Source organism: Hyphomonas sp. UBA3195 (genome assembly GCF_002366485.1).
In the GTDB taxonomy this organism is placed as follows: Bacteria; Pseudomonadota; Alphaproteobacteria; order Caulobacterales; family Hyphomonadaceae; genus Hyphomonas.
Map to the genome: position 1 here is coordinate 84,206 of NZ_DEXB01000014.1, position 13,282 is coordinate 97,487.

General features: G+C 53.4%; 11 protein-coding genes. 1 reads left to right on the forward strand and 10 read right to left on the reverse strand.

Annotation, left to right across the window (positions count from 1 at the left end):
- Nucleotides 1-33: 33 nt before the first annotated feature.
- Nucleotides 34-3,126, reverse strand: a complete 3,093-nt coding sequence (locus B2344_RS04335; RefSeq protein ID WP_290478660.1) for a TonB-dependent receptor — start codon at nucleotides 3,124-3,126, stop codon at nucleotides 34-36.
- Nucleotides 3,127-3,669: 543 nt separating this feature from the next.
- Here B2344_RS04335 and B2344_RS04340 point away from each other — a divergent pair.
- Nucleotides 3,670-5,067 (forward strand): amidohydrolase family protein, encoded by a 1,398-nt coding sequence (locus B2344_RS04340; RefSeq protein ID WP_206992288.1) that lies wholly within the window; start codon nucleotides 3,670-3,672, stop codon nucleotides 5,065-5,067.
- 813 nt (nucleotides 5,068-5,880) lie between these two features.
- Here B2344_RS04340 and B2344_RS04345 read toward each other — a convergent pair.
- The 9 genes from B2344_RS04345 to B2344_RS04385 all read right to left on the reverse strand — a co-directional run bounded on the left by B2344_RS04345 (nucleotide 5,881) and on the right by B2344_RS04385 (nucleotide 13,243).
- Nucleotides 5,881-6,396: a hypothetical protein gene (locus tag B2344_RS04345; RefSeq protein WP_290482626.1), complete on the reverse strand. Its 516-nt coding sequence runs from the start codon at nucleotides 6,394-6,396 to the stop codon at nucleotides 5,881-5,883.
- 169 nt (nucleotides 6,397-6,565) lie between these two features.
- The gene (locus tag B2344_RS04350) at nucleotides 6,566-6,859 is read right to left on the reverse strand and encodes a hypothetical protein (RefSeq protein WP_112073758.1); all 294 of its coding nucleotides are present in this window, start codon (nucleotides 6,857-6,859) and stop codon (nucleotides 6,566-6,568) included.
- Between the two features lie 103 nt (nucleotides 6,860-6,962).
- Nucleotides 6,963-7,817, reverse strand: a complete 855-nt coding sequence (locus B2344_RS04355; RefSeq protein ID WP_290484734.1) for an alpha/beta fold hydrolase — start codon at nucleotides 7,815-7,817, stop codon at nucleotides 6,963-6,965.
- A gap of 66 nt (nucleotides 7,818-7,883) precedes the next feature.
- Nucleotides 7,884-8,762, reverse strand: coding sequence for a biphenyl-2,3-diol 1,2-dioxygenase (gene bphC / locus B2344_RS04360; RefSeq protein ID WP_112073756.1), 879 nt, complete (start codon nucleotides 8,760-8,762; stop codon nucleotides 7,884-7,886).
- A 52-nt stretch (nucleotides 8,763-8,814) separates the two neighbouring features.
- Nucleotides 8,815-10,044 carry an NAD(P)/FAD-dependent oxidoreductase gene (locus B2344_RS04365; RefSeq protein WP_290482628.1) on the reverse strand — a complete coding sequence of 410 codons (1,230 nt, stop codon included), beginning with the start codon at nucleotides 10,042-10,044 and terminating at the stop codon, nucleotides 8,815-8,817.
- Entirely contained in the window at nucleotides 10,044-10,370 is a 327-nt protein-coding gene (locus B2344_RS04370; protein WP_034738357.1) for a bifunctional 3-phenylpropionate/cinnamic acid dioxygenase ferredoxin subunit, read from the reverse strand. The genes B2344_RS04365 and B2344_RS04370 overlap by 1 nt, the downstream gene beginning before the upstream one ends.
- Nucleotides 10,371-10,378: 8 nt before the next feature.
- Nucleotides 10,379-10,942 carry an aromatic-ring-hydroxylating dioxygenase subunit beta gene (locus tag B2344_RS04375; protein ID WP_045699447.1) on the reverse strand — a complete coding sequence of 188 codons (564 nt, stop codon included), beginning with the start codon at nucleotides 10,940-10,942 and terminating at the stop codon, nucleotides 10,379-10,381.
- Nucleotides 10,943-11,056: 114 nt separating this feature from the next.
- Entirely contained in the window at nucleotides 11,057-12,436 is a 1,380-nt protein-coding gene (locus tag B2344_RS04380) for an aromatic ring-hydroxylating dioxygenase subunit alpha (RefSeq protein WP_084146479.1), read from the reverse strand.
- A 69-nt stretch (nucleotides 12,437-12,505) separates the two neighbouring features.
- On the reverse strand, nucleotides 12,506-13,243 hold the full coding sequence (locus tag B2344_RS04385) for a GntR family transcriptional regulator (protein WP_206741425.1): 738 nt from the start codon (nucleotides 13,241-13,243) through the stop codon (nucleotides 12,506-12,508).
- Nucleotides 13,244-13,282: the final 39 nt, after the last annotated feature.

Sequence of the window (13,282 nt, forward strand, 5' to 3'; positions counted from 1 at the left end):
GAATGTTCCAAGTCTCGTTCCAGTCGTCTCCGACTAGAACTTGTAGCGGACGCCAACCTGGTAGCGTGGTGCCAGCTCGTAGACATAGTATACCTGCTCCGGCACGCGGTGGTAGATGCGCTGGTCTTCACCAGTCAGATTGATGCCTTCGAAGGAAACGGCAATCTGCTCATTGATGTCATAGCTGACGTTCAGATCGTACTGACCGTAATCCTCAACATATGTACCAGACCGATCACCGCCTTGGTTCGTGTTGAGAAGGAACGTGTCACGCCAGTTATAAGCAAGACGTGCAGAGAAGCCGTACTTCTCGTAGATCGCAGTCAGGTTAGCCGTGTCGGACAGGCCGACAAGGGCAAACTGATTGTCGTTGATGCTAGCGGCAGGGTTCAGTTCCACATCGCCGTTCACCAGTGTGTAGTTCGCCTGGAAACCGAAGCCAGTCTCGCCGAAGAAGTGTTGCCAAGCAAACTCCATCCCGTCGATATTGCCTTCGCGATTGTTGACTGGTTGGTTGACACCAAACACGGCCAATGGATCGCTGCCATTGGACGCGACATCATACTGGCCAAGAATTTGGTCCACATAGCTCTGCGGCAATGCTCCGCCGACGAGTTGTGATTCAAACTCTGCACGGGCCGCAGCGGTATCTCCGCCATTTGCGTCAATCAGGGCTGTCAGCGTAAAGAGGTTCGCTTCAGACTGGTCAACGCCGAGCGCATTGATGATAGCCAGCGCATCACCGGAACGTGAGCCAGAAGCTCCTGAAGCCGGATCGCGAAGACCGAACAGATTGCGTTCGACAACACCGTTACCGATGAAGTTCTTCACCTTCTTGTCGAAGTAGCCAGCCGACACATAGCTCGTGTCGCCATAGTACCATTCAAGCGAAATATCGAAGTTTGTGGACTTGAGCGGCAAGAGACCAGGGTTCTGGGAATCACCGGTCAGCGATCCACCAAAGGCCGTCGGACGGTTTGGTGCATTCGCGGTCGTTGAAGCAAACAAGCTGCTGTAGCCAGCCCGGCCGATCGTCTTGCTGAACGAAGTCCGCGCAACCAGATTTTCCGTAAGGTCGATCTGGAAGTCGGCGTTCGGCAAGACTTCTTCATAGGCGCCTTTGCCCGACAGGTCCTGCTGGGCGCCAGACTGGACGATGAGGAAATCGTTGTCCGACTGCCACAAGATGCCCGATGGGATCGACTGAACGGTTGTCGACTTCACGTTGGTGTCTTCATAACGGACACCGATATTTGTGCGCGTCGGAAGCCCCATGAAGTCGCGCTCGATATTGAACTGAGCGTAGAAAGACAGAATTTCTTCCTGCACAGTATCATCGGACTCAGAGATGTTTACCCCGTTGCCAGCATACGCCGCTTCGAGGATCGGGTAGAGCTGAGTCGCGTCGACGCGGAACGCCGTGTCAGCCTGACCAACGGCCACATCGTCAAACAGGCAGGAAAGGCAGTAGGTCTGCATCACGCCTGGCGCGAACTGTTCGACATCACCCGGATTGGAAATCCCCCATGAACCGAGATCCTGCTGGGTGGTGCGGGTGGTACGATCCATCTGGCTGTCGCGGAAATTGCTGCCGACAGTCAAACTTGTGCGGTCATCGAAGTCCCACACGAAGCGAAGATCGAATTCGTCGATCTCGTGCTGCATGTTGGAAGAGTTCGAACGCTGCACCTGCGTACCAAGATCACCCGCATCCAGGACACCATTGCCGTTTCCACGAACGGAATCGTCAATCGTGTAGGACTGGATCGGCGTGCCACCTCGGAAATCAACTGAATGCTGGAGGATGACCGGCGCGCCCATGGTCACGAAAGTCGCCGTGTGGCCGAGCGGGTTGTTACCACCTGATTCAGACTTCGAACTATGCGCATCGAAGATCAGCGTTCCACGCTCAGAGAACTCCCAATCGGCATTAAAGCCGAAAGAGTTCAATTCATCCTTCGTGGCACGATTGGTTTGCTCGAAACCGATATCTTTCGAACCGTTATTGTTTTCCTGCATGAACACGGCGGTCGCAACAGGGCCATCATTGTCGAAAATGATCTGGTCCAACGGCGTGGCAAACCAGTTGGTTTGCTCATAGCGCAGTTCGTCCGACTCGTTCATCGCGTAGGTGTAGTCACCTGTCAGAGTGAGGTTATCGATTGGACGGAACTGAAGAACCAATTGGCCGTTCAAACGCTCGCGAGAAATATCCGAGAAGTCGTAGCGACTGTCCTGCGGGATAGCATAAAGCTGGCCAGCAGCTGGTGGATTGGTGATTTGGGTAGAACCATCACCACGCGTATAGCTGCCATCAATTGTGCCGTCTGCGGATTCACGGACGATCCAGTCATTGACTTGCTGTGATGGCGCGCCGGAATCGCGCTTTGAATAGGATCCGAAAATGCCGATGCCGAAACGATCCGATGGGTCGGTCCAGCTTGCAAGACCAGACAATTCTGGCGTGAAGTCATCGCCGGCTTCCACGCTCGTGTCATTGATCGCCTTGGCTGAGAATGACGCATTCAGGCCTGGATCGTCGAAAGGTGTCCGTGTTTTGAGGTTGACCGTCGCACCAATACCGCCCGATGGCAGGATAGCCTGGCCGGTCTTGTAGACTTCAAGACCGCTGACACCTTCAGAAGCAAGGTTTGAGAAGTCGAACGCGCGATCTCCGCCAGCGCCGTAATTGCCGCGCGTACCGATGGCACGAATTTTGGCGGTTGGCATGGTCCGGCCATTCAGCGTGACCAGGTTGAACCCTGGACCAAAGCCACGAACGGTGATTTCGGAGCCTTCGCCGTTGACCCGGTTGATGGACACACCCGTGATGCGCTGAAGCGATTCCGCGAGGTTTGTGTCCGGGAACTTGCCGATGTCTTCGGCCGAAATGGCGTCAACAACACCATTGGAGCTGCGCTTGATGTCCATGGCGCGCTCGAGCGATCCGCGGATGCCCTGTACGACCACAGTTTCCTGCGTCAGTGTCTCTTCATTCGCGTCTTGCGCCTGCGCTGCCAATGGCAGGGCTGACAGCAGCGACACCGCGGACGCACTGCACAGCAGCGTTCCCCATTTTACTTTCCGTGCGGAATCCGCACGGACCTTGTCCGTGGAAACAGTCATTACAATCCTCCCTGAGACAGGCCACTCACGACGGTGGTGCCGGTCTTCAATGCTTGTCTCGGTCAGGCGGACTGCCCCTGCAATCCACCTACCCGACAATCAATGCATCACCAAATGTTTGCGCTATCAAGCCTTTCATGACGAAAATTTTGGATTGGTGTCACTCAGCACGTACCCGATGAAACCGATTTCACCGCTCTTGCAACAATTTTCTCCCCGTAGCTATTGGGACTTTCGCAATCCCGCGCAGGATTGAGCAATCGCGGTAGAAAATTTTTCAAAGACCGATTTTTCCGGATTTATGACAAGGTTGGCAAAAAGGCCACACTCTCGAACCCCAAACCCTGCGGGAATGAGGAATCGTAAACCTGCTGAGCAACTCCCCTCCTCTACGCGCTCCATCTCCAAAATTTATTGTGCGGACTCGATCAAGACGCCTCATTCACTGTGGCTCCACATTCGGTCGAGCCTTCCGGATCAAGTTGCACGCCTCATTCGGCACCGTCTTCGAGCGCCGAGAACTTCAGATGGATCAAGACACGTATGACCCACCCTGCCCCTGTTGACTTGCTCATCCGAAATGCATGGATCGTCACGATGGATGCGACGCGGCGAATTTATCGAAATGGCGCAATCGCGATCGTCGGAAACCGCATTCACAGCGTCGGTCAGGACAGCGAAATATCCGGCTCGGTCAGCGCTCGTGAGACGCTGGACGGCAATGGATTCGTCATCACGCCTGGATTCGTGAATTGCCACGTCCACATCACCGGCGAACCGCTGACCCGGGGAATCGTGCCAGACAATACGGACTGGGCTGAAAACGTCTTCGGATGGCTAATTCCGATGTACATGACCCAGACTCCTGCCGACGAACGCCTGTCGGCTCAGTTTGCGGCCCTTGAAATGCTCCGCACCGGCACCACGACTTTCATCGAGGCCGGCACGATCCTGAACCTCGAAGCTGTTGCGGATGGCCTTGCCGAAATCGGCATCCGCGGACGGATTGGTCAATGGCTACAGGACCGCGCCTTTGCACCCGACGACGATCAGACGGCGCTGACTGATTCCGCGCTGTCGCGCATGGACGACCAGTCCAACGCCTACCCGCAAACAGAGGATTCACTGATTTCGGCTTGGCCGCTCCTGGTGGGCCACAACACGGCAACCGACGAATTATGGCGCGGCGCATCGGATCTTGCCCGCACGAAAGGCTTGGGTGTGAGCGCCCATATGAGCGCCGATCCGGCAGATCCAGAGTATTATCTCGAGACAGCCGGAAAGCGCGCAATCGCCCATCTGGCAGACCTCGACGCGCTCGGCCCGCACCTGTCCCTGACCCACGCGGTGCATCTGGACCAGAACGAAGTCGACCTGCTGGCATCGAGCGGCACGCATGTCACGCACTGCCCGATGACCGCCATGAAAGGCGGGTACGGGGCAAGCTCTGCCGGCCTGTTCCCCGAAATGGCCGCCGCCGGCGTGAACATCCAGCTTGGCACGGATGGCAACAATAATGGCAATACCAGCGATATCATGCGCGCCATGTTTGCCATGGCAGGCCTGTTCAAGGATGCGCGCCGCGACGCAAGCCTGTTCTCGGCCTATAGCGTGCTGGAAGCGGCCACGATCAATGGCGCAAAAGGCGCGCAGATGGCCGACCAGATCGGGTCACTGGAACCTGGCAAGAAGGCCGACTTCGTACTGCATGATCGCAACCGGCCGGAATGGGTGCCGCTTTTCAACCCGGTCAACCAGCTTATCTATTCCGCCGATGGCCGGGGCGTTCACAGTGTCTGGGTAGATGGGCGGCGCGTGGTCGAGAACTACCGCTCCACACTGATCGACGAAGACCGGTTGCTTGCCGAGGTTCAGGCCGCCGGAATGGCGCTGGTCTCACGTGAAGGCCGCAGTGTGCCGTCAGAATGGCCGGTCCTCTGAGGAAGGCCCGAGACGACACAATCTGGAAATTCGGAGAAAGTGGTGGGCGGTAACGGGCTCGAACCGCTGACCCTCTCGGTGTAAACGACGCACTTTTTCTTATTTTACATGGAGTTCTCTGTAAACCGCATCAGGTTTTCCGTATTAAAAACAAGGCTCGTTGGCACCACGTGTAAACCGCAAATGTCATCACTCTGGCATCGGAACTAGGCGCTTGTCGTCATGTCTTCCTCGCTTGCCCAATCGGACTGGTCCACCCGTAAAGTTAGAGTTGGCGGTTTCTGAAATGCCTGGCTCTGGTGGCCCAGTCGTGGTGCTAAAATACAGCAGCGATGAAGTGCTTGGCTCTGGTAGTCCGGCCTTGGTGTTAAAATCCAGCAGCGATTTTGGCCTTGCCAGCATGGCACAGGCCGACGTTGCGGGCAAACTCGGCAGGAGATTGCCCATTGTGAGCCGTATGAGGTCTCCTCTCACTGTAGTCCATTCTCGACGTCTCAAGTAGCTGTATTGCTACGGTCAAGGAAACGAACCCGTTGGCGTTCATCCCGGAGCGATCCATTAAAGGAATTCATGTGCACGCCATCTACCGAGGTACTGGGCCACGAGAAATCCATTTTGATTTGTTTAGATACGTACAAGAGCCCAAGATTTGATCGGTAAGCGCGTCACCATTGTAAGATAGCTAAAGCACTTGCCGGATCACTTTCGTCAGATCCCGTCAATGGTTGAGCTTTATCAACGTCTCTTTTCTATCGATTGAATTCAAACAATAGAGGTTGCTCCAGCCCCTTCTTTATCCGCATACTGATTCTGTCAAGCAACACCTTTACTGAATGCGCGGATGAGTTGGCTGAGCGCTCCCTCGGCTTCAGCGAAGCACGAGCCCGGTTCGCCCCGCTCATGATATTCGCTAATGACTGCCAGGCAGATAGCTGCTAGCTCTCTGGCTAATCCATTCGCGCCTGCGGATGCTTCGAGGCTTTTGCGAAAATCATTTGTCAATCGATTAGCAGCCGCGCCGACCTTGCGGGATTCGACGTTCGGACGCGCGAGCAACAATTCGCGCCTCCGAAGATGCCAGCCTTTCTGAACGAGAGACAAGGATGGCTTACCAAGTTCGGCGGCAACAAACCCGTCGATCAGATTGGCAAGCAAAGTGCATACGGCCAAGTTTGCTACGTCATTGCGGAAACCATTCTCAAGCATCCTTGTTTGCGCAGTATAAAGGCCCAAAAGAATATCGACGGCGGCAGATGAGAGCCTCCCCACAGGCACGTCAGCTTTGTCATCGCCTACCGCATTTCTCGCCAATGCCGCGACAACAGTCACTCGCCCGGACCCGATTGAAGTTTTCTGCACAAGAACAATAGCCTACATTTCCCCCAAGAGAGCCGGCCTCAAAGCGGCAAGACCAATCGAGTGCGCAATAACTCATACTTCGGACCGCTTGATCAGAAGCAGAGCCAGCCAAGGCGAGGACTCTTATACTGGAGCCTATTTAGGGAGCACATACCGCCACGATGTTCTGAGACGTTTCGGACAGTCCATCGATGCGCGCTTGCCGGTCCGGTATTTCTGCCGACTCAACAAGCTCGTCAATGGACTCTTGTCCTTGTTCTTCAGCGCCTGTTGTTAAGCACTCACAAAAATCCTGACTTTCCTCCTCACTCAAACCGTCTGCAACAGAAACCGTTACGCAGACGCGCTGTAAATCATCTCGGCTCTCTGCTTGCGCGCTCGCATAAGACAGGGCCGCAAAACCAAAGGCAATCAAAGCAAACCGTTTCAACATTTTACTACTCCCCTTTTATTAGACTTGGTTCGAATAGAATTCCTGAGCCAATTGCAGCATATACATTTTGGTATTGTCGTTTCGCATTAACGATACACCGCACTCACTTTTTATCCGGCTCCTGAATGAAATTCATGACGAGTTTTTCAAATCTTGCCGCATGTTCAATTTGCGCCCAGTGCCCGCACTCTCCAAAGACATGCAACTGAGACCTCTTGATCAACTGCGACAGCCGCAGGCCATTTTCCAGCGGCACAACCACGTCTTCACGCCCATGAATAATCAGAACCTCATGAGGAATTTTCTGGATATCGCGTTCATCACTTGCCAAGTGCTCTAGCCATCTCCCCCGAGGCGCAGGAAACATCGCTGAGAATGACTCCTGAAAACCCGGACGAATGCTTGCTTTGTACCGTAGTTCAGCAAGCTCATCCGTTACCAAACTTCGATCATATGCAAAGATATCCAGCAAACGGCGCATATTTTCAATGGATGGAGAATACCCCCAAACCTGGTCAAGTCCCTCACTCAGCCCCAACGCCAAACCCGCGCTTCCCATCAGAACAATGCGCCGAACTCTATCCGGGTGTCGAATGGCCATCGCAAGAGAAATCGCACCCCCGAAGGAATTGCCTACGAGATCGGTCCGTTCAATATCAAGAGCATCCATCAACCCAACAACCTGATCGAGCCAACTTTCCATATTATAGTACTCTTTACCCGGACGTTCCGAATATCCGAAGCCGAGCATATCAGGAGCAATTACTCTGGCCACCTCACTAAAATTTGGCATTGCCAATCGCCAGTTTGCCCACGCCGAAACCCCCGGCCCTGATCCGTGAATCAGAAAGAGCGGTTTCCCAGAGCCGAGATCATGATAGTTCGTCTTTACACCGTGAACTTCAATGTTACGTGCGATCTCTGGGTTGGTATCTTCAGATACGCTCTGAATGGCCATGCTAGAATCTCCTAAATGCAGCGTCGGGGGTCGGACGAATTTGGATCAGTTTTGCGGACGCGCCGCTCAAGCTCCTGTGCCCATAAACTTATGTCCCCACATGCTGATGCTGTCATATCGGACGACAGACCAATCTGACTCGATGGGTCGAGCGCCCCATCCATACTCGACAGCAAAGCCGGAAGGCGTGACGCCGTAGAACGAATACATGTGATCATTTGTGTGCCGACCGAGCGTCATCACGATCTCATTCTTCTCTGACACGCGATCATATGCGCGCCCGACATCATCGAACGACCCCACTTCCAGCATAAAGTGATGTAACTTCTTGGAAGCGGGCGCTTGGATTAATGCCAGGCTATGATGGCGCCTGTTGCAATGGAGAAAGTTCACCTGAAGCTTCACGTCCGGATTGACCTGCCAGTCGATGATGTCGGATAGCTCCATCCCCAGTCCACGGATGTAGAAATCCAACGAACGTTCAATATCTTCAACACTCAGGACATAGTGCCCAAGTCCCTGATCCTGAGTTAGAAATCCAGATACACCCGTAGGTGAAATAAACGGCTCTTCGTAGAGCTCGCTGGCACCATAATAGACCTCAATCTTGATCCCTGACGGATCAAGGCAGGATACCAAATCAATCACTCCCCGTTGCGCCAACAGCTTGGAATCGGCCTGCTCGACGGAAATGCCCATTTCCTCTAGTCTTTCAGCGATCTCAAGCATCTCGGCTCGATTCGAAACTTCGAACCCCGCATACAAGAGATCATCTGCCGCGCCCGGATGGACTGCAACCCGCCAATTTCGGGAATCCATTCTCAGAAAGAGAGTGTCATTTCTCGTCCCAGCATCCATTAGCCCTAACGTTCCGGTTGCGTAATCCCGCCAAGCATCAATGTCTGATGCAGAAAAACCCAAATATCCCAACTTCTTTACGCTCATTGTCTTCTCCCTGTCTTTCTGATTTTAGTATGTATCCGCACTATTTTGTGCTTCACGCGACCGTCTTTGCCGCCAATTTGAAAATGTCTTTCATGCGAATGAGCGGATCACGAATCGATTCAGCATCTACCAGCATCCTCCGCTCAATGATTTTTGATGCGAAAGAAAAGTCTGCCGACTGGTCTATTGAAACAGCAGATTGAAGCTCCCCACCATTCAATCGACACACCGTCATTCCGGTCCCTCCGGGATCAACCCGAGTGACGACATCGCCAGGACCAGTGACTTCGCCCATCATCTGTATCCGATGCCCCGCTATCTCCGTCCAAGAAATCGGAACTTGCGGTGCTGGCTCACCCTTTCCGAGCATTGCTCCCGCAGCCACAGCCGCCTGGTTTTGAGAATTCAGATAAGTCTCCAGACTGCGGCGCCCTCCGCTCCTGAGAGGCCAACTTGCGACATCGCCCGCTGCGTACACCGTGTCGCTTGAAGCCATACCAACTGAATTTACAATGATGCCCCTCGCGCACGCCAATCCAGCATGCTCTGCTAAAGCGGTGACCGGCTCCGCACCAACGCTGACGATTGCCAGATCACCAGAAAATCTTCTTCCGTCGCCGCATCGTACTTCCCGGAACGAGGGGTCTAGATCTACATGAGTAATTGAGACGCCCGTGTGGACTTCAACCCCTATGGCCTCCAATTCCTCTCGACACCACGAGCCTATTGTCTTGCCCAGAACACGCAACAAGAGCTCATTGGCAGTCTCAAGGATAATCGCCTTTGCACCCATCTTCTGAATTGTAGTGGCAAGCTCACATCCAATGAGGCCTCCCCCGATGATGATGACTTGTGCCCCAGGGGAGATTGCTCCCTGTAGAGCCACGCAATCGTCAAGTGTCCGCAGTGAGTAAAGTCCCGGCGTCTCGCTATGCGCATCTAGACGCAGAGACCGCGCCCGAGACCCAGTGGCAAAAAGGAGCTTGTCAAACTTGAGGTCCGAGCCAGAGCTCACCTCAATACGCATCGAGGGCAAGTCTATTGTTTCAACGCGAACTCCCAGACATTTCTCGACCCTGAATTCTTCGCTCCAATTACAACCCATTAACAAAGGGGGGGCAGATTTGGTCGCTAAAGCAGACTTGGACAAAGAGGGTCGATCATATGGCTCATACGGCTCGTCGCCAAAGAGGAAAATCTTTCCCTCAAACCCCTGGTCTCTGAGCGACCGACACGCTGTCGCCCCCGCCAGACCCGCACCTATGATCGCGAAACTCTGCATCAATCGTTGACCTTACCAGATTCGAAATCCACGTAGACGTCGTTGCCCTCCACCTTCACGGGATAAACAGTTAAGGCCGCGCAAGCGGGTGGAGCCTTCACTTTTCCCGTCCGCACACAGAATTTTCCCCAGTGAAGCGTACACTCAATGACGCCATTTTCGAGAAAGCCATCCGCTAACGACCAGTCGCCATGTGTGCAGCGGTCCTGAGTCGCGAGGATCTCTCCGTCTAAGTTGAATAGCGCGATAGGTTCGTCGAACAACTCCACCCGCAACGCGTCACCTTCAGGAACTTCGTCTAGGCTGCAAACTTTCTTAAAAGCCATCACGATACCTAGAAAAAGATGCTGAGATTATTAGAGAGAATCGTACTTTGATCGATGTGTATGGTTCTCTTAGCGATCATGAAGCCGAGCTTGTTGTCACTGCGGCGCAGTACATCCATTCGCTCTCCTGCAAAAATATCGACCTGCCGTTCCAGACGATTTCGGTAAAGAATAAATGACGACGTCACATGAACTTCCTGATCATCACTTGCATCGTTAATGATGACGTTCGCTATGATGTGGCGCGTTCGCGAAGCCGGGCTTTCAGACCATCCGACATCCGACATTAATTTCCGCTGCCGCCCACGCATCATCACTAGATCATCATCAAAATGCGCGTACTCACCGTCCTTAGAGTATTCGAGCTTTTGATCGCGCCGCGTGCGATTCGTTCTCAACGGCATAAAGTACCTGATGTCCTTGTCCAGAAGGTCAAACCAATCGTTGAACTCGTGCCGATCAAGCAGAAGAGACTCCTTATAATAGAATTGCTCAACTTCATGCTGCAGCAGCAGAGCGGCAGTGCTTATCTGCGACGCTGATGACTCTGGTCCCACTTTTTCTTTCAGCATAATTATCTCCAATTTGCGCGATTTATGCGCCCGTTATTCGCGAGGGTTAATAGAACTATCGGTTGAGCGCACTTCGCTCTGCCTACGAAACGGGTGATCCGCTCACAGACCTCCCTACTTTGGCCCGAGTGTGTCCCAATCAGGTTCAGTCATCATACGGATCCACTGATGATAGAGTCCGCGAGCGGCTTCTTCATTGTACACATACCCAATACTGCCCGGGTAATGCGGATTATCGGCAGCAGAACGACCTTTTCCCATTTGAATGTTGAGCCGGCGCTTCCTAGCCTGATGCCCTCGCAACACAGCCTGGATTTCGACCCAGTTTTCACCATCGTCTTGCTCGAATACGCCTCCGGCAGAAAACGTTCTTAATGTCTGACGGCGGTACTCTTCCTTGATCTCGTCAGGAGCATCAGCATCTACAACTGTAAATGCCCATATCTCTGTCTCGTTCGGGCCTCTCGGCTGCCAGGTTCGAACGGTGTTGATACCGGGAAGGAATGAGCAGGTTGGGAAAACAGTCATGTGCTGGACCATCAATTGACGCGCACGCTCTGCGCTTCCCAAGCGCCTCTCCGCCCTGGCGGCCGCTTCACCTTCCGTCCAATATTTAGCAATCTTGGGCCCCATGATAGCCACTAGCATACCTGGCTCTCCGACATAGAAACCCGTTCCATGCCCGCCCCACTTCGCCCTGAACTGGTATCCCACCGTCGGAATCTTCGCATCCGAAAGCTCCATACCTTCGGGCAGGCCCGCCTCGATACCGGACAGATGGGATACGGTTCCGGCATGATACATGTCACTACAAAACTGCTCAGCGGCAAACTTCCAGTTGCATGGGATAACCCATTTCTGCATGCCGCTGATAACTTCAGTACCCGCCTCGGTTCGATCGAGCATGTGGTCCATGTAGAATGTCGCGTCGCCAAGATACTCGCGCAGATTTGGCGCGTTTTTATCCCAGTTCGCGAAGATCAAGCCCTTGTAGGTCTCAACCCTTGCCTGGCCCGGCCCCCACTCGGCCTTGTTGAAGTCCTCACAGAATGCCTCAGACTCATATGGTACGTTCACCAAGTTTCCGCCGATGTCGTACGCCCAACCATGATAGCTGCATGTAAACGATTTTGCGTTGCCGCCATCGGTTCGACAGATTCTCATCCCCCTATGCGGGCACTGGTTTAGAAAAACCTTCAAGCTTCTATCTTTTTGACGCACAAGAATGACGGGATCCTCGCCCATATAGGCCGTCAAAAAGTCACCGGCTTTGGGAACATGTGTCTCGTGCCCGAGCATAATCCATGATCGTCCGAAAACGCGTTCCTGTTCCAACTCATACAGATCCTGATCTGAATAAATTCTTGGATCAAGCGTGCCATTCTCTTCGTCAAGCAGAGCCGTTATCTCCTCGACATTCCAAACATTTTTCTTCTCGAACGCCTTTGGTTCGTGCCCGATGTTCAGGCGCGTCTTTGTTTTAGCCGTCGTCATATTTGTAACCTTCCTTGATATCATGAGCCGCCCATGCCTCCATTTTTAATATGAGGCCTGCCGGCAGAATTAGCCTTCCTTGTCCGGACTTTCCAAAATCAGACCACGCCCCTTCAAGAATTCTACGGCTGACCAAATATGAAAAGATAGCGCCTCAACCGCCGCATCGGCGTCACGCGCAATGGCCAACTCGAAAATCTTCTCGTGTTCAGAATGAGCCAACACGCCAGGGCTTACTCGACTGGCTGTAGACAACCGCCGGTAGCGTTCCGCTTGCTTGTAGAGAATAACTCGGAACTTCTGCACCCAGCGAGAGGAAGAAGCCGATACGAGCGCATCATGAAATTCCTGATTGCGCTGCTCCCATATCTCGAATCCTGCGATTGGATTAGCTTCGAGCCTTTTCTCCGCAAGGGACAGTTGGTGATATGCTTGGACAACCCGACCTTCCCAGTCATCTTTCCCGGATACGATACTATCCCGCAACGCTGATGCTTCCAGCAGGACCCGCGCCTTGGTCAAATCCTCGAAATCAACAAGCGACATCGGCGCCACTCGAAAACCTTTTTGGGATTGAGTAAGGACGAGCCCATCCGACACGAGGAGAGATAACGACTCCCTCACAGTGCCAACACTCACTCCATAATTTTCACTTAGTGGCTGAAGTCGCAGCTTGTCACCCGGCCCATACTTGCCGTGTACAATATCGAGACTCAACTGCTCGTAAGTCGACTCAATCAGGCTCCGAGGCCCGTCTGATTCGGACTCAGTTTCCGTCCGACGCTGGAACATTTCACCCGTGGACATGATTGATAGCCTCTTCCTCACCTTGGATTATTCTTTTTT